Here is a 16141-nt window from a genome sequence, read left to right as displayed (position 1 = left end):
GGCCATTAACCATAAGCTACCATGACCAACCCAAAACAAAATAAAGATCTGATTGGCAAAGGGCTACGCTCTTTATTACAGAATATTGATGCAGATCTGAAAACCACATCCGGTGCTTTAAAAACCGATGTAGTGGAGCAGGTTACCCATATCAGCCGTATACCACTGGGCGATATTCAAATCAACCCCAAGCAGCCCCGACGCGATTTTGATGAACAGGCCTTGAAAGAACTGGCAGAGTCATTAAAACTACATGATATCATTCAGCCGCTGACGGTTTCGAAATTAGCTGGTAATAAATACCAGTTGATTGCGGGTGAACGCCGTTTTCGTGCCGCAAAACTGGCCGGGTTAAAAGATGTACCCGTATATATCAGACAGGCCAATGATCAGCAATTACTGGAACTGGCTTTATTGGAAAACCTACAGCGTGAAAACCTGAATGCTGTGGAAATTGCATTGAGCTATAAACGTATGATGGATGAACTGGACTATACGCAGGAACAGGTAGCAGAGAGAATGGGTAAGGAAAGAAGTACAGTTACCAATTATATCCGGTTACTGAAATTACCACCCGACATCCAACTGGCCGTAAGAAACGGTAACCTCAGTATGGGACATGCACGTGCACTGATCAATATCGATACAGTTGACAAACAATTATACGTATACAAGGAAATTCAGCAACGCGGTCTCAGTGTTCGCCAAACAGAAGAATTGGTTCGTAAATTGTATCTGGCAGATAAAACAGAGGCTGTTAAATCTTCTGCAAAAACTGACCTGCCACCGGCATACAAGAAAATTGAGGATAACTTAGCATCGCATTTTGCCACCAAAGTAAAAATGGTGCATAATAAAAAAGGCTATGGCAGCATCACCATCGAGTATTTTTCATTGGAAGAACTGAACAAAATACTAGATGCCATGAATGTAACGGTGAGCTAATAATTACATGCGTGTATTCCGGCTATTCATACTATCATTTGCCCTTTGTACAGGGGCTCTCGCTGTAAAGGCTCAATCTGATAAAGAGCAGTTGGCGGGCACCAGCATGTTCAACCAGGCGCAGGATACTACTATTATCAAAAAAGATAGTGTAGACATACCCAAAAAAGCAACCAAGCCACATATCCCAAAAATCGCTACCCGTCGTGCATTGTTGCCGGGCTGGGGACAGGCTTATAACAAACAATACTGGAAAATACCAATTGTATATGGCATACTAGCCATACCTACCATTACTTATTTCTACAATAATAGTATGTACAAAAAAACAAAGTTTGCTTATGAAGCTTTGTTTAAGGCACAGGCACCGGGTTATGACAGTACGGATTACAGATTGATTGATCCTCAGCTAAAAGGCCTTAGTATTACATCAATGCAAAGCTACCGTAATGCATTCCGGAGAGACAGAGACTATTCTATCTTATGGTTTATCATTGCATACGGCCTACAGATTGCTGACGCCACCGTTTTTGCCCATCTCAAACATTTTGATGTGAGCAGCGATCTGAGTATGCAGGTAACACCTACTTTTAATCCTGTTACAAGGTCGCCGGGATTTGGACTTGTTATGAATATTAAATCGCCGCCCAGAAAACCGGTGAACATCAGATAACAGCAATAAAGAGCAAACAATGAATATTATCTTAGTTGGCTATGGTAAAATGGGAAAAGCCATTGAAGAAATTGCAATAGCAAAAGGCCATAAAATTGTATTAAAAGTAGACCTTAACAATGCACACGAACTCAATGCAGAAAATGCTGCCAAAGCAGATGTTGCCATCGAGTTTACAAGCCCACACAGTGCTTTCAGTAATGTAACAAAATGCCTTGAATTAGGCATTCCCGTAGTATGTGGTTCTACTGGTTGGTTAGATCAATTTGAAGCAGCCAGACAATTATGCGAAGAGAAAAAAGGAACGCTTATTTATGCAAGCAACTATAGTATCGGTGTAAACCTTTTTTTTGAGATCAATCAGCAGTTGGCAAGACTTATGAGTAAACACCAGGAGTACGATGTTTCAATGGAAGAAATACATCATACCCAGAAGAAAGATGCACCCAGTGGCACTGCCATTACACTTGCAGAACAAATTATGGCAGCTATTACTACAAAGAAACAATGGGTAAATACAGCAGCTGCACGCCCGGAAGACCTTTCTATTATTTCAGAAAGAATTGACCCCGCTCCGGGTACACATAAAATCAGGTATAGTTCCCCTATCGATGATATTGAAATTATTCATACTGCCCACAATAGAAAAGGTTTTGCAGGCGGTGCGGTTCTGGCAGCAGAATATGCTATTAGTCACAAGGGAGTATTGAGCATGAAAGAAGTACTGGGTTTATAAGCGTAGCGACCAGCCTGCTTTCAGAAACCATGCATTCGATCTGGTTGTGGATACAGGTTGTTTCCAGCTATTGGTGGTTAGCTGTATTTCAAGTAGTTTTAGCAATTTCAGTCCTCCTCCTAACTCATACACAAAAGAAGAGCCTTTTGTACCGCTATGCGCATAGCTTTGGGTAGCAAGCCCCCCATGTGCCTGCAAAAAAATACTTCCTGCCAGGTAACGTCTTACGCCAAATTTTAAAGGAATGATACGAAGGTTGCCTGCAGCAACACCCGGTCTGCTGCTGAATAACTGATACCCTACACTACCGGTAAAAATGGTTTTACCTAAACCCAACCCTCCACCAAACTCAGCTGCCACACCCCCCCTGTAATTGGCATCCAACCCACTACCGGCAGGTGATGCATATGCAATATTACCAAATGCCAAGGCCCGGGGCCTTTTAAGCAATTGGGCCTCTGCTGTGGTAGAAAAAATCATCATTATGATGACAAATAAAGAAAGTTTTGATATTTTTCGCATGAGATTGATTTCTTTGTAAAGAAAATCATTTTTGGTCAATGATATAAAGTTGCACCATTAATGTATACCCCCTCAATGTAACCCTTATGTTGTCAAAAAAAACTCAATATGCGTTTAAAGCCCTTACCTTTATGGCAGAACGCAAAAAAGAGGGTCCGATACTTATAGCTGAAATAGCCAGCAAAAAGAAAATCCCGCTTAAATTTCTGGAAAACATACTGCTTGAATTAAAAAAAGCAGGACTCTTAGACAGTAAAAAAGGGAAAGGTGGAGGCTATTTTTTCAATATCGAGCCCAACAAAATCCCCCTGGCCAAAGTAATGCGATTGATTGAAGGCCCGATTGCTTTACTGCCTTGCGTAAGTCTCAATTTCTATGAAAAATGTCATGACTGCAATGAAAAGAAATGCGGTTTGAATAAGGTCATGATTGAAGTGAGAGACAATACTTTAAAAATTCTCGAAAATAAAACAGTAGCCGATCTGACTACCTTGTAACCACTAAAACTAACAGTATGAAAAAATGGCTCTTTGTATTCATCTGTCTTCCTTTTATTTCGGAAGCACAGGTACCTGTATTAAGCGGTAAAAACATCGTAAAACTCAACCTGAGTTCACTTGTTGCCAAAAACTTTCACCTTACTTATGAAAGAAAGTTAACCGGAAGAATTTCTGCTTCACTCGGTTTCAGAACCATGTCAAAAGGATCGTTACCATTCAAAAGTACTTTTGAAAACCTGGTAGATGGTACCGACTTCAACTTCAATAATTTTAAAATGGGCAATACAGCTTTTACCCCAGAAGTACGTTTTTATTTAGGTAAAGGTAACCTCAGAGGATTCTATGTAGCACCATATATGCGTTTTGCATCTTTTGATATCACAGCACCTATTAAGTACACATATAATAATGGTTCTGGTAATGTAACAGATGAAGCCCCTGTTTCTGGAAAAATCACATCAACCAGTGGGGGTCTGATGTTTGGTACGCAGCATAGAATTTTCAAAGTATTGACTTTGGATATCTGGATCATTGGCGGCCATTATGGAAGCAGTAAAGGTGATCTTAGGGTAACAAAAGCATTTAATACACAACAGGAAAGAGATGCTGTTAAGGCTGAACTCGATGGTATTGATGCCAAACCATTTAAATTTAAAAATGCCGTTGTTACTTCAACCGGTGCCAGCATTCAGGCTGATGGCCCATGGGCAGGTATTCGCGGAGCTGGTATCAATATCGGATTCAGGTTCTAATAGAGCATATAAGATCTATAAAAGCAAGAGCCGCACTGATAAGTTGCGGCTCTTTTTAGTTTACCCCCCGGTAAAGATTTGATTGCAGGAATTTCCTTGGATGTCAAATCATTATATATGAGAGCAAAAGTTTTAAAAACGTTGCCCCGAATTTCCCTTATTTTTTAGATTATCTAACATATCTTTTGTCATCTTAGATAAATCATATTCCGGTTTCCAGCCCCAATCCTGTGTTGCCACACTATCATCAATACTTTGCGGCCAGCTATTGGCTATCTGCTGCCGGTAATCGGGTGCATACGTCATTGAAAACCCTGGAATATGTTCTTTAATGGCAGCACCTATTTCTTTGGGAGAAAAACTCATGCCTGATAAATTGTAGGAGGTTCTTACCGAAATTTTATCAGCTGGTGCTTCCATCAGTTCCATCGTTGCACGAATGGCATCCGGCATATACATCATCGGCAAATAGGTATCTTCTTCCAGAAAGCACTGATATTTACCATGTTCCAGAGCCTCATGGTAAATTTCCACTGCATAATCCGTTGTTCCCCCACCAGGTGCCGATTTGTAGCTAATTAAGCCCGGATAACGGATACTCCTTACATCAACCCCATAACGCTGGAAATAATAATTACACCAGAACTCACCTGCATATTTACTGATACCATATACGGTAGTAGGTTCGATAATGGTTTGTTGCGGACAGTTTTGTTTGGGTGAAGTGGGGCCAAAAACAGCGATACTACTGGGCCAGTAAACCTTTGTTAATTTTTCCTCCCTTGCGATATCCAATACATTTAATAACCCTTGCATATTCAGGTGCCAGGCCAGATTCGGATTTTTTTCTCCGGTAGCAGAGAGAATGGCAGCAAGCAGGTAAATCTGTGTGATGTTCTGACGTATCACCTGCACATGTAACATTTCCTTATTCATCACATCCATACTCACATAAGGCCCTGTGCCCTCCAGTAAAGGATTCTGCTCCCTCAGATCGGATGCAATCACATTATTATTGCCATATACTTTTCTCAGCGCCATCGTTAATTCAACCCCAATCTGCCCCGATGCGCCTATGACAAGTATTTTTTCTTTTTGCTGCGACATGCTATCGTATTTTGATCAGCAAAGAAAGGAAAAAATGTGAATGGTGAATGGTCAATGGTGAATAATGAAAGTTTTATTCACCATTGATCATTGACCATTCACCACTGCAATTCCCTAATTTTACCCCTCAAACAAAGCCCATGATACCCGCTTATCTAACCGAACTATTCAAACACCAGCAGTACGACAGTAATAATTTTTTTCTGATTGCAGGGCCTTGTGTGGTGGAAAGTGAGGAACTGGTGATGGAAGTAGGTGATACAGTTTCAAGGATATGTGCGGACCTGGGCATTCCCTATGTTTTCAAAGCCAGCTACAGAAAGGCCAATCGAACAAGTGCCTCTTCATTTACAGGTATCGGTGATGATAATGGCTTATCATTGATTAAAAAAGTGGGTGAAACTTATCAGTTGCCCACTACTTCAGACATACATGCGCATGATGAAGCAGCCATGGCCGCCCCTTTTATAGATATTCTACAAATTCCTGCTTTTTTATGCCGGCAAACCGACTTACTGATGGCAGCGGCTGAGACAGGCAAAGTGGTGAACGTAAAAAAAGGGCAATTCCTTAGCGGACAGTCGATGAAATTTGCGGTTGACAAAATTAAACTTGCGGGCAACCAACAAATTATGCTTACAGAGCGGGGTACCACTTTCGGTTATCAGGACCTGGTGGTAGATTACCGCAATATCCCCTGGATGCAGGAGCATGGATGTCCTGTTATTATGGATTGTACACATTCGCTTCAGCAACCCAATCAAACAAGCGGTGTAACTGGGGGCAACCCGCAATTAATAGGTACCATTGCAAAAGCAGCCATTGCCGCAGGGGCAGACGGACTTTTTATTGAAACACATCCCAATCCATCCGTTGCTAAAAGTGATGGAGCGAATATGTTGAAACTCGATTTGTTGAAACCGCTGTTGGAACAACTGGTAAAACTCAGGAAAGCAGTTTAAAAACAGAAGAACAAAGAAACAGAGGAATATCCGGTTTCGAAGTAACGTATTCTTGAAACTTCCTCTGTTTTACCAGTTTCTCAACGGGTTCCTGCGGCCGGCAAGTATATAGTTTTTGATATTGATCCAGAAAGCAAGTATCATGTAAATAATAACGGGCGAGCCCATGGTCAGAAAAGAAATATAAATAAACCACATCCTGATTCTGGAACTGGCTATGCCCAATTTTTCTCCTATCGCGGTACAAACGCCAAATGCCCTCAGTTCAAGAAACTCTCTGATCTTTTGCATATTATTGGGATTAAACAGGGTGCTTTAATAGGCAAATTAGAAAATTTTAGTGAAAAAGCGCTTAGCATATAGCATATAGTTCATAGCTAATGGCATTAGCCCATTGCATATGATATAGATGGTGAGGTTTTCATTATAAAATATTGACCGTTTACTATATGCCATAAGCTATAGACGATTGCCCACTAACTATCTCCTTTTTTCGTAAATTTGCGCCTATCAGAGGTATAACATTGATTGCCCCCCCGTTTCGGGCCTTCAATCATCCATCTGAAAGCTGAAAGCTGAAATCCGGGACCTGATATCAGACATCTGAAATCAGCCATACCAAATCATACATTAAAATTTAAGATTCCATGGCATTTGACATTGAAATGATCAAAAAAGTGTACGCTGAGATGCCTGCCAAGGTTGATGCTGCACGTAAGGCGCTGGGTCGTCCGCTTACCCTGTCGGAGAAGATTCTTTTTGCACACCTGCACAAAGATCAGCAACTGAGTAATTTTGAAAGAGGTAAATCCTATGTTGATTTTGCTCCTGACCGCGTGGCCATGCAGGACGCAACGGCTCAAATGGCACTCTTGCAGTTTATGCAGGCAGGTAGACCTAAGGTAGCGGTTCCTTCAACTGTACACTGCGATCACCTGATTACTGCCAAACTGGAAGCAAAAAAAGACCTTGAAGTAGCTAATGCAGAAAGCAAAGAAGTGTACGATTTTCTTGCTTCTGTTTCCAATAAGTATGGCATTGGTTTCTGGAAACCCGGTGCAGGTATTATTCACCAGGTTGTACTCGAAAACTACGCATTTCCGGGTGGTATGATGATTGGTACCGATTCTCATACGGTAAATGCTGGTGGACTTGGCATGATTGCGATCGGTGTTGGTGGTGCAGATGCCTGTGATGTAATGGCAGGTTTACCTTGGGAACTGAAATGGCCTAAACTGATTGGTGTAAAATTAACAGGCAAACTCAGTGGCTGGACAGCCCCCAAAGATGTTATCTTAAAAGTAGCTGGTATCCTCACTGTAAAAGGTGGCACAGGTGCTATTGTTGAATATTTTGGAGAAGGTGCGGTAGCCATGAGTTGTACCGGTAAAGGAACCATTTGTAATATGGGTGCAGAAATTGGTGCCACCACTTCTACATTTGGTTACGATAATAGCATGAGCCGCTACCTGAAAGCAACAGGAAGAGAAGAAGTAGCAGCTATGGCCGATGGCATCAGCGCTTATTTAAATGCAGATCCGGAAGTATATACAGATCCTGAAAAATATTTTGATCAGGTAATTGAAATCAACCTGAGTGAACTGGAACCACACCTGAATGGCCCCTTCACTCCTGATCTTGCAACCCCTATTTCAAAAATGAAAGAAATGGCTGCAGCCAATGGATGGCCAACCAAAGTAGAAGTAGGTCTGATTGGAAGTTGCACCAACAGTTCATATGAAGATATCAGTCGTGCCGTTAGTCTGGCCCGTCAGGTAAAAGAAAAAGGACTAAAAACAAAAGCACAGTATACCATTACACCGGGAAGTGAACAGGTACGTTATACAATTGAGCGTGATGGTTTCCTTGATATTTTCTCGGAAATTGGTGCCACCGTATTCGCCAATGCCTGCGGCCCCTGTATTGGTATGTGGGATCGTGTGGGGGCTGAAAAAGCAGAACGTAATACCATTGTGCATTCTTTCAACAGAAACTTCGCAAAACGTGCCGATGGTAATCCCAATACCCTTGCGTTTGTTGCATCACCGGAACTGGTAACTGCACTGGCCATTGCCGGCGACCTTACTTTTAACCCCATCACAGATACTCTTACCAATGAAAAAGGTGAGCAGGTTAAACTGGATGAACCAACCGGACAGGAATTACCACAACGTGGTTTCGCCGTTGAAGATGCAGGCTATCAAGCCCCTGCTGCTGATGGCAGTGCCGTACAGGTAGCTGTTGATCCTGCTTCTAAACGTTTACAATTACTCGATCCATTTGCAGCATGGGAAGGCACTGATCTGAAAGGACTAAAACTGCTTATCAAAGCAAAAGGCAAATGTACCACTGACCATATTTCAATGGCTGGTCCATGGTTGAAGTTCCGTGGACACCTCGATAACATCAGTAATAATATGCTGATTGGTGCAGTAAATTTCTTTAATGAAAAAACTGATCTGGTTAAAAATCAGTTAAGTGGCGAATATGGTCCTGTACCAGCTACACAACGCGCTTATAAAGCTGCAAATATTGGCTCAATAGTAGTGGGTGATGAAAACTATGGCGAAGGTTCTTCCAGAGAACATGCAGCGATGGAACCACGTCACCTCGGCGTTCGTGCCATTCTCGTTAAATCATTTGCCCGTATCCATGAAACCAACCTAAAAAAACAGGGTATGCTGGCGCTGACTTTTGCAGATAAAAATGATTATGAAAAGATACAGGAAGACGACACTATTGATATCGAAGGTCTTACTGCTTTTGCACCTGGACAACCATTAACCATCGTGTTACACCACGCTGATGGTTCTTCTGATAAAATCTCTGTTAATCATACCTATAATGAACAACAGATTGAATGGTTCAAAGCTGGTGGAGCATTGAATATCATCCGCAAACAGGTAGCAGGTTAATAAAACTATCTGTATCAATAAAAAATCCCCTGATAAATCATATCAGGGGATTTTTTATTTCCTATCAGTATCAGCGATATGCACTGTATTTTTATCTACTTGATAACGTAAAAATACTTTGTGAATGAGGCTTCACTATTCGTCTGCTTTATTTTTTAATTTACCTAATAAGCTATAGGCATTCTTTACCGCAATCTTTTGTTCTTTCCAGTTAACTGCTGCATCCTCTTTCAACTCTATTTTACCATTTTGGACGATTCCTGTTTCCACTTCTTTCATTTCAAAATTCGATTTATCTTTTGCAAGGAATACGTATTGTTTCCCTTCAAATCGCACCACGGCAGATTCAGGTACAGCCATTACTTTTTTACTGTCAAGTTCAAAGCTTCCGTTCAGAAACATACCTGGTAACAATTCATGATTGGCATTTTCGAAATGGCAGTGTACCAATCCACCTCTGTTCTCATCAACATTACGTGTCACCAGAATTACATCTACTTCATATTTTTTTCCGGGCTTATCGGCTAATGACACTGCCGCTTTCATTCCTTTTTTAATCATCATGATATCTTTTTCAAAAACAGTAAGTGCAGCATGAATATCATCGGGATCTACCAGTTCAAACAATACATCAGCCGGATTTACATACTTTCCGATATTCACATTTACTTTGGTTACGAAACCATTGATGGGAGAACGAAGATTGATGGCTCTTGATATATTGTTCACTGTTAATTTATCAGGATCTATTCCAACAATACGTAGTTTTTCTTCCAATGATTTGATCAGTACCTGTTGGGTTTTAAAATCGGCACCAGCCTGCTGGTATATTTTTTTACTGGTTGCATCCTGACTACTCAATTCTTTTTGTCTTTCGAGATCGGCTGACAGATAGTCCATCCTTGCCTTCGCAACCAAATAATCCTGCTGAAGCTGTACATAGCTCTGGTCTTCCAGTGTGGCAATCACTTCCCCCTTCTTTACGCCCATACCGGGTAGCAGGTGAGAATTTTTTAAATATCCACCTAACGGAAAACTTACAGATACCATACTTTGAGGAGGTACATCCACCACACCATTTACTTTTATAGATGCACTCATCATGGCTTCTTCGGGTAATCCTGTTTCAATACCTCCATTTTTTAATTGTTCAGCTGTTAAGCTGATATCCTTTTCAATGGTTGTATTCTCAGTAGTCTGACTTGTCTCCTGCTTTTTGGTGCCGCAAGCTATGGCTCCAGCAAAAGCAATTACTAAAATATAAGAACGCATAATATTAAAGTTGATTGTTTTGTAATAAATAATCGAGTTCAATTTCATTTAACTGATGTTCTCTTTGTATTTCTGCATATTGTAACTGAATCGATAACGCCTGCGTCATCAGTGTACCCCACTCTATATAATTTATCTGTCCGTTTTTATATTGGAGTCCAGCCGTTTGTATAATGGTCAGTGACTGAGGGAGCGCACTATTCTTATAATAAGCAATACTGGCATTTAATTTTTCTCTGTGTTGTAAAAACTGAACCATCCTGGTTTTTAATTGAATACTTATCATGGCCGCTGCAGCTTTGGTTACATCTTCCTGTATAGTAGCCGCTTCGATTTTTGCCCTCCTCGCCTTATTAAAAACAGGAACAGACATACCCAGTGTTACAGAAGAAAAACGATTTCCTGCATCAAAAAAACGCTCAGATCGATTTTTATACGTCATCCATCCCATGAGCGACTGATTATTATACCCAACCAGCCATTCAGGTTTGAGTCTGCTTTTTTCCAGTTCCGTCTCTGATTGCGCTCTTGCCAACTGTGCCTCATACACTTTTAATTCAGGATGCTGGTTCAGTAAAGCTGTATCGTACAGGTGTTGCTGTGCATCCAGTTCTTCTGCCGGCTCGATCTGTATGTCTTCCTGTAATAGTAAAGCCAGTTCCAACTGAACAGCCCTTGCATCAGACTGATTCATTAATATCAGCTGTTTGTTATACATTACCTGATTATCGATGGTGGTTTTTTCCAGCAGATTTGATTCACCTTTTTCATAACGTAACTGTGCCATTTTCTGGTAGTTACCATATACACTATCCATTCTTTCAAGAATGCGCTTTCTGGCAGCTAAAAACTGAAGATCGAGATACAACTGCGCTATCATTCGCTTCAGTTGTGCTTTCTGTACTATAGAACTGGCTTTTGCAGTAGCCAGATAATTATTCAGTACCGATTCCTGCTTACGATATAATGCACCAGATTGCAAAGGTTGTGAAACAGAGATACGGCTATCAAAATTAAAACTGTTATAATTACCCAACTCTGTAACGATCTGTGTTTTCGGAATTTCCCTTGCCGTTGTCTTTAAAACTGAATAATACTTTTCCTGCAACTGATTCACCTGTATCACAGGTGCTTTTTGTTCAGCCATTAAAGTGAGTTCTTTCAGTTTCATCTGCCTTACTGGCTGTGCAAATAAAACAGCTGACAAGAACATACCAACAATCAGCATCAAGGGTTTCATAGCCTTTACAGGTTTTTTCTTTTCAAATAACAGGTATAAAACAGGTAATATAAAAAGTGTCAGTAAAGTTGCAGAAAACAAACCTCCTATTACTACGGTTGCCAATGGTCTTTGCACTTCTGCACCTGCTCCGTTACTCAATGCCATCGGTAAAAATCCAAATGAAGCCACAGCTGCTGTCATCAATACAGGCCTCAGTCTGGTTTCAGTGGCCTGCAGAATAACCGCTTTCAGGTCGTTCAACCCCTCTTCTTTTACACGATTCATTTCTGTTATGAGTACAATCCCGTTCAATACTGCCACACCGAATAAGGCAATAAAACCTATCCCTGCTGAAATACTGAAGGGCATATCTCTCAGCCACAAAGCAAACACTCCACCAATTGCTGACAAAGGAATAGCAGAAAAAATCAATAAACAGTATTTAAATTTTTTGAACGCAAAAAACAACATGACAAAAATCAGTAACAATGCGGCCGGAACAGCAATGGTTAAACGCTTGGTAGCTTCCTGCAGATTCTCAAACTGACCTCCATAAGTAATAAAATAGCCAGCAGGTAATTGAACCTGTTTACCAATTTTATTTTGCAGTTCTTCCACAATAGACTGCACATCTCTTCCACGTACATTAAATCCGATAGTGATTCTTCTCTGTGCATCTTCTCGCTGAATCTGATAAGGACCATCTTCCATTTTCACGCTCGCCAGTACATTCAATGGTACCTGCTGACCATTAGGCAATCCGATTAAAAGATTTTCGATATCATCTGCCTGGTTTCTCTGCGCCTTATCTAAACGGATCACCAGATCAAACCTCCGGTCATTTTCAAAAATCTGTCCTGCCACACTACCTGCATAAGCAGCCTGAACAGCCTGATTAATGGCTTCAATACTTGCTCCATACCTGGCAATAGCCTCGCGGTTATAACGAATCACCATCTGGGGAATACCGGTTACTGTTTCAACAAAAAGATCCCTTGCACCATCAACAGTACCTATTACATTACCTACTTTTCCGGCATATGCAGCAAGGCTATCAAGATCTTCACCAAAAATTTTACAAACCACATCCTGTCTTGCGCCGGTCATTAATTCATTAAAACGCATTTGCACCGGATACTGAAATCCTGTAGTTACACCTGGAACTGCCTGCACTTTCTCTCCCATTTTTTCGGCGAGTTCATCAAAGGTTTTGGCAGAAGTCCATTCTTTTTTGTCTTTCAGTACCACGATCATATCTGCAGACTCAATGGGCATGGGATCAGCCGGAATTTCACCGGTTCCTACCTTGGTAACGATTTTCTCTACTTCAGGAAATTCCTTCAGTATAATCTTTACGGCTTTCTGGCTTTCCTGTAAAGTAGTCGTTATAGAAGAGCCTGTTAACACCCTTGTTTCAACTGCAAAATCACCTTCTTCCAGTTTGGGTATAAATTCTCCACCCAATGTATTTATAATGATCACTGCTGCAATGAATAATACACCTGAAGCTGTGATAATCCAGACAGGTGCCGCTATTACTTTTTTAAGAAGAGGTGTATACCATGATTGTATTTTCTTCATCATCCTGTCAGACAGGTTTTCTTTATGTCCCATTTTTCTGCTAAGGAAAAAAGAACTCATCATCGGCACATAGGTTACTGATAATAGAAATGCACCCAATATGGCAAATGACACGGTTTGTGCCATGGGCTTAAACATTTTACCTTCTATCCCTTCCAGAGAAAGTATCGGGAGGTACACAATCAGAATAATGATCTGCCCGAATACAGCGGCATTCATCATTTTACCACTTGACTCTTCCACAGTGGCATTCATCTGATCTTTGGAAAGTTTTGTACCCAGGGTAACACCATTATGTTTCGACATTTTATGCATCACGGCTTCAACTATGATGACGGCGCCATCTACCAATAAGCCAAAATCGAGTGCACCGAGACTCATCAAATTTCCGCTTACACCAAATGCATTCATCATAATGATGGCAAACAGCATAGACAACGGTATAACTGTAGCCACAATAAATCCGGCCCTGAAATTGCCGAGGAATAATACCAATACAAAAACAACAATCAGTGCACCCTCCAGTAAATTGGTCTCTACAGTACCTATGGCATGATTCACCATTTTTGTACGATCGAGGAAAGGATCAATCACTACACCTTCAGGCAATGTTTTCTCGATCTGTTTTATTTTTTTCTTGATATTGCGTATGACTTTATTACTGTTTTCACCCTTTAGCATCATAACCACCGCCCCTGCTACTTCACCATCATTGTTGTAAGCCAATGCGCCATAACGCGTAGCACTACCCAGCTTTACTTCGGCCAGATCTCTTACAAGTATGGGCATACCATTTACCTGCTTAACAACAATACTTCCGATATCTTCAATGCTTTTGGTAAGACCTTCTGTCCTGATAAATAATACCGTGGGGCCTTTTTCAATATAAGCCCCTCCTGTATTCTGGTTATTAGCCTGTAAGGCCTTATAAACATCTCCTATGGTTACCTGCAGACTCTTTAGCTTATCTGTTTTTACAGCTACTTCATACTGTTTCAATTCACCGCCAAAACTGCTAACATCGGCTATTCCTTCGGTAGACAACAATTGCTTTCGAACCACCCAATCCTGTATGGTTCTCAATTCAGCCATACTATATTTTCCCTCATATCCCGACTTGGGCCTGATTACGTACTGAAATATTTCACCTAGCCCCGTTGTTACCGGTCCCAATTCAGGGTTTCCCATACCGGCAGGAATCTGTTGGCGAACCTGTGCCAATCGTTCACTGATCTGCGTTCTTGCCCAGTACACATCTGTAGATTCATCAAATACAATTGTTACCAGACTGAGTCCGAAACGGGAAAAACTTCTTTGCTCAACAATACCCGGAACATTTCTGGTTGCCTGCTCAATAGGCACTGTAATAAATCGCTCAACATCAGGTGCACCCAGGCTGGGTGCATTTGTTATCACCAATACCTGATTATTGGTTATATCCGGAACTGCATCAATGGGCAAACGGGTGGTTTCTATGGCACCTACAATAATAAGAGCCAGCACCATTAAGCCCACAATCAGTTTATTCCTGACTGAAAAATGAATAATTGCATTTAACATGCTTGTATAATTTTCCTTTGAATATTTATAAATATACCATTCCTGCTCTGTTATCATTCAGAAACAAGACAGTTATTACAGGTACAGTTTTCTTACTGAACCGAAAGAAAAATTATACAATTCTGGGAGGTTGAAAAATATCTTCTACAGAAATAGAAAAAGGTGCAGCATCATTCAACAGCGTAAATTCTTTTTGCACTTCGTAAGTGACCATTTCGCTGATTTGAATTTTCTGGGGAGGAAGACTGTTGAAAGCTATCATGCAACAGTCGTTCATGGTTTTAAAGGGCAACTGCATGTCACGAAGGTTATCATTATCGTTATCATCATGCCCCATGTAATGCATTTGTAAAAACCGGGTTAGCGTAACTGACGTATTACCTGCTTTATGCTCATAATAATGCTGCACGAGTATGGGCAACTTAAGCAATTGACTTGCTTCTGTTGCACCAAAAAGGTACACTGCAACAATTATTATGGCCGTCAGTTTTCGCACCTCGTAAAGGTACTGAATTCTGACGACCATTATCATAGGAATTTCCGCTACTTCAGCGCATTCAGAAACAACCATTCAAAGCTCAGCATCCAGCTTTTATCAGCCATTCTGTTCATATTACCTCCCAACTGGAACCGATATCCCAGATTGAGCTTTGCCTGACTATTGAAAATAAGTTGTGCAGCAGGTGCCAGATCAACGAAATAACGTTTCTTATCATAAGTACGCTGTCCGAGTAATTCTACATAAAGATTCAGGTTGGTCTGGTCGTAACTGGTATACTTTTTAGGCAATACCAGGTATCCTGCAGACAATGAATAATTGAATGCCTGATAAGGTACCATTTTCGGCCCCGGTTGTGAGCGACCCTTTTGAAGAGATTCTGTAAGACTCAATGTGGTTGAAATAGCCAGCTTATGCAGGAGTTGTGTTGCAATGATACCAGCCTGTATGCCACTCTGGTCACCTTCCAGACTTAACTCATCGTATCCGGATACATTTCTGCTATGGGCAGCTTCCGCAAATGCGGCCATTCGAAAATGGCTATACATACCATCAAGCGTAAGGAAGCGATATTTAGCATAAGTCCTTATACTTTCAAAACGTTGGGCACGGCTATACATATCAGAAAAAGTAACGGCCCCATGCACCATCAGGTTTCTGTTAACACCAAACATGAGTTCAGAGCTATGCCTGCTTTCAGTTCGGCTAGCTACGGTATTTCTTAACCATTTAGCAGTTTGTTTAATGCTTATTGATTTTGCCGGCATATTACTGGCCGGTTCAGAAAAAACATACAATTCCTGACCACTCACAAATAGACAGGCAAGTAATGCTGCAAATAATAAATTACATTTCATGCATTCAGTTTAAGTCATTCAATACAAGTGTTCGATCT

14 protein-coding genes are annotated in these 16141 nt (G+C 41.0%); 7 read left to right on the top strand and 7 right to left on the bottom strand.

Going from position 1 to position 16141, the window contains the following annotated elements:
• Positions 1–21 precede the first annotated feature (21 nt).
• The 3 genes from BC659_RS11995 to dapB are packed head-to-tail and all read left to right on the top strand — an operon-like array spanning position 22 to position 2354.
• A complete protein-coding gene (locus tag BC659_RS11995) occupies positions 22–945 on the top strand; it encodes a ParB/RepB/Spo0J family partition protein (RefSeq protein ID WP_133474992.1) in 924 nt (307 codons plus the stop codon).
• 7 nt (positions 946–952) lie between these two features.
• Entirely contained in the window at positions 953–1618 is a 666-nt protein-coding gene (locus tag BC659_RS11990; RefSeq protein ID WP_133474991.1) for a DUF5683 domain-containing protein, read from the top strand.
• A gap of 19 nt (positions 1619–1637) precedes the next feature.
• On the top strand, positions 1638–2354 hold the full coding sequence (dapB, locus tag BC659_RS11985) for a 4-hydroxy-tetrahydrodipicolinate reductase (RefSeq protein ID WP_133474990.1): 717 nt from the start codon (positions 1638–1640) through the stop codon (positions 2352–2354).
• Here dapB and BC659_RS11980 read toward each other — a convergent pair.
• Positions 2349–2876 (bottom strand): hypothetical protein, encoded by a 528-nt coding sequence (locus tag BC659_RS11980; protein WP_133474989.1) that lies wholly within the window; start codon positions 2874–2876, stop codon positions 2349–2351. The two genes, dapB and BC659_RS11980, sit on opposite strands and share 6 nt — an antisense overlap.
• Before the next feature lie 86 nt (positions 2877–2962).
• Here BC659_RS11980 and BC659_RS11975 point away from each other — a divergent pair, with 86 nt between their 5' ends.
• Together BC659_RS11975 and BC659_RS11970 are read left to right on the top strand one after the other, a co-directional pair.
• Positions 2963–3373 (top strand): RrF2 family transcriptional regulator, encoded by a 411-nt coding sequence (locus BC659_RS11975; RefSeq protein ID WP_133474988.1) that lies wholly within the window; start codon positions 2963–2965, stop codon positions 3371–3373.
• A gap of 17 nt (positions 3374–3390) precedes the next feature.
• Positions 3391–4128: a DUF3575 domain-containing protein gene (locus BC659_RS11970; RefSeq protein ID WP_133474987.1), complete on the top strand. Its 738-nt coding sequence runs from the start codon at positions 3391–3393 to the stop codon at positions 4126–4128.
• A 132-nt stretch (positions 4129–4260) separates the two neighbouring features.
• Here the strand turns inward: BC659_RS11970 and BC659_RS11965 are convergent, their stop codons facing one another.
• The gene (locus BC659_RS11965; RefSeq protein ID WP_133474986.1) at positions 4261–5235 is read right to left on the bottom strand and encodes an NAD-dependent epimerase/dehydratase family protein; all 975 of its coding nucleotides are present in this window, start codon (positions 5233–5235) and stop codon (positions 4261–4263) included.
• A gap of 140 nt (positions 5236–5375) precedes the next feature.
• On the opposite strand from BC659_RS11965, the gene kdsA reads away from it, so the two are divergent.
• Complete coding sequence (gene kdsA / locus BC659_RS11960; RefSeq protein ID WP_133474985.1) at positions 5376–6197, top strand: 3-deoxy-8-phosphooctulonate synthase; 822 nt, start codon at positions 5376–5378, stop codon at positions 6195–6197.
• Between the two features lie 69 nt (positions 6198–6266).
• Here kdsA and BC659_RS11955 read toward each other — a convergent pair whose 3' ends face one another.
• Positions 6267–6488, bottom strand: coding sequence for a PspC domain-containing protein (locus tag BC659_RS11955; protein ID WP_133474984.1), 222 nt, complete (start codon positions 6486–6488; stop codon positions 6267–6269).
• Between the two features lie 356 nt (positions 6489–6844).
• On the opposite strand from BC659_RS11955, the gene BC659_RS11950 reads away from it, so the two are divergent.
• Positions 6845–9112 (top strand): aconitate hydratase, encoded by a 2268-nt coding sequence (locus BC659_RS11950; protein ID WP_133474983.1) that lies wholly within the window; start codon positions 6845–6847, stop codon positions 9110–9112.
• Positions 9113–9247: 135 nt separating this feature from the next.
• Here the strand turns inward: BC659_RS11950 and BC659_RS11945 are convergent, their stop codons facing one another.
• The 4 genes from BC659_RS11945 to BC659_RS11930 form a co-directional block, all read right to left on the bottom strand.
• Entirely contained in the window at positions 9248–10384 is a 1137-nt protein-coding gene (locus BC659_RS11945) for an efflux RND transporter periplasmic adaptor subunit (RefSeq protein ID WP_133474982.1), read from the bottom strand.
• 4 nt (positions 10385–10388) lie between these two features.
• Positions 10389–14747 (bottom strand): CusA/CzcA family heavy metal efflux RND transporter, encoded by a 4359-nt coding sequence (locus BC659_RS11940; protein ID WP_133474981.1) that lies wholly within the window; start codon positions 14745–14747, stop codon positions 10389–10391.
• 112 nt (positions 14748–14859) lie between these two features.
• The gene (locus BC659_RS11935) at positions 14860–15243 is read right to left on the bottom strand and encodes a hypothetical protein (protein ID WP_133474980.1); all 384 of its coding nucleotides are present in this window, start codon (positions 15241–15243) and stop codon (positions 14860–14862) included.
• 47 nt (positions 15244–15290) lie between these two features.
• Positions 15291–16103 carry a hypothetical protein gene (locus BC659_RS11930; protein WP_133474979.1) on the bottom strand — a complete coding sequence of 271 codons (813 nt, stop codon included), beginning with the start codon at positions 16101–16103 and terminating at the stop codon, positions 15291–15293.
• Positions 16104–16141 lie beyond the last annotated feature (38 nt).

It is taken from the genome of Sediminibacterium goheungense (genome assembly GCF_004361915.1).
GTDB classification, from domain to species: Bacteria; Bacteroidota; Bacteroidia; order Chitinophagales; family Chitinophagaceae; genus Sediminibacterium; species Sediminibacterium goheungense.
This window is presented reverse-complemented; position numbering and strand designations above follow the sequence as displayed.

Excerpts from the sequence above, each read along its gene's own strand:
- BC659_RS11930 (WP_133474979.1), bottom strand. The coding sequence starts at position 16,103 with ATGAAATGTAATTTATTATTTGCAGCATTACTTGCCTGTCTATTTGTG.
- BC659_RS11950 (WP_133474983.1), top strand. The coding sequence starts at position 6,845 with ATGGCATTTGACATTGAAATGATCAAAAAAGTGTACGCTGAGATGCCT.
- BC659_RS11975 (WP_133474988.1), top strand. The coding sequence starts at position 2,963 with ATGTTGTCAAAAAAAACTCAATATGCGTTTAAAGCCCTTACCTTTATG.
- BC659_RS11980 (WP_133474989.1), bottom strand. The coding sequence starts at position 2,876 with ATGCGAAAAATATCAAAACTTTCTTTATTTGTCATCATAATGATGATT.
- BC659_RS11965 (WP_133474986.1), bottom strand. The coding sequence starts at position 5,235 with ATGTCGCAGCAAAAAGAAAAAATACTTGTCATAGGCGCATCGGGGCAG.
- BC659_RS11955 (WP_133474984.1), bottom strand. The coding sequence starts at position 6,488 with ATGCAAAAGATCAGAGAGTTTCTTGAACTGAGGGCATTTGGCGTTTGT.
- BC659_RS11970 (WP_133474987.1), top strand. The coding sequence starts at position 3,391 with ATGAAAAAATGGCTCTTTGTATTCATCTGTCTTCCTTTTATTTCGGAA.
- BC659_RS11945 (WP_133474982.1), bottom strand. The coding sequence starts at position 10,384 with ATGCGTTCTTATATTTTAGTAATTGCTTTTGCTGGAGCCATAGCTTGC.
- BC659_RS11995 (WP_133474992.1), top strand. The coding sequence starts at position 22 with ATGACCAACCCAAAACAAAATAAAGATCTGATTGGCAAAGGGCTACGC.
- BC659_RS11990 (WP_133474991.1), top strand. The coding sequence starts at position 953 with ATGCGTGTATTCCGGCTATTCATACTATCATTTGCCCTTTGTACAGGG.
- dapB (WP_133474990.1), top strand. The coding sequence starts at position 1,638 with ATGAATATTATCTTAGTTGGCTATGGTAAAATGGGAAAAGCCATTGAA.
- BC659_RS11940 (WP_133474981.1), bottom strand. The coding sequence starts at position 14,747 with ATGTTAAATGCAATTATTCATTTTTCAGTCAGGAATAAACTGATTGTG.
- kdsA (WP_133474985.1), top strand. The coding sequence starts at position 5,376 with ATGATACCCGCTTATCTAACCGAACTATTCAAACACCAGCAGTACGAC.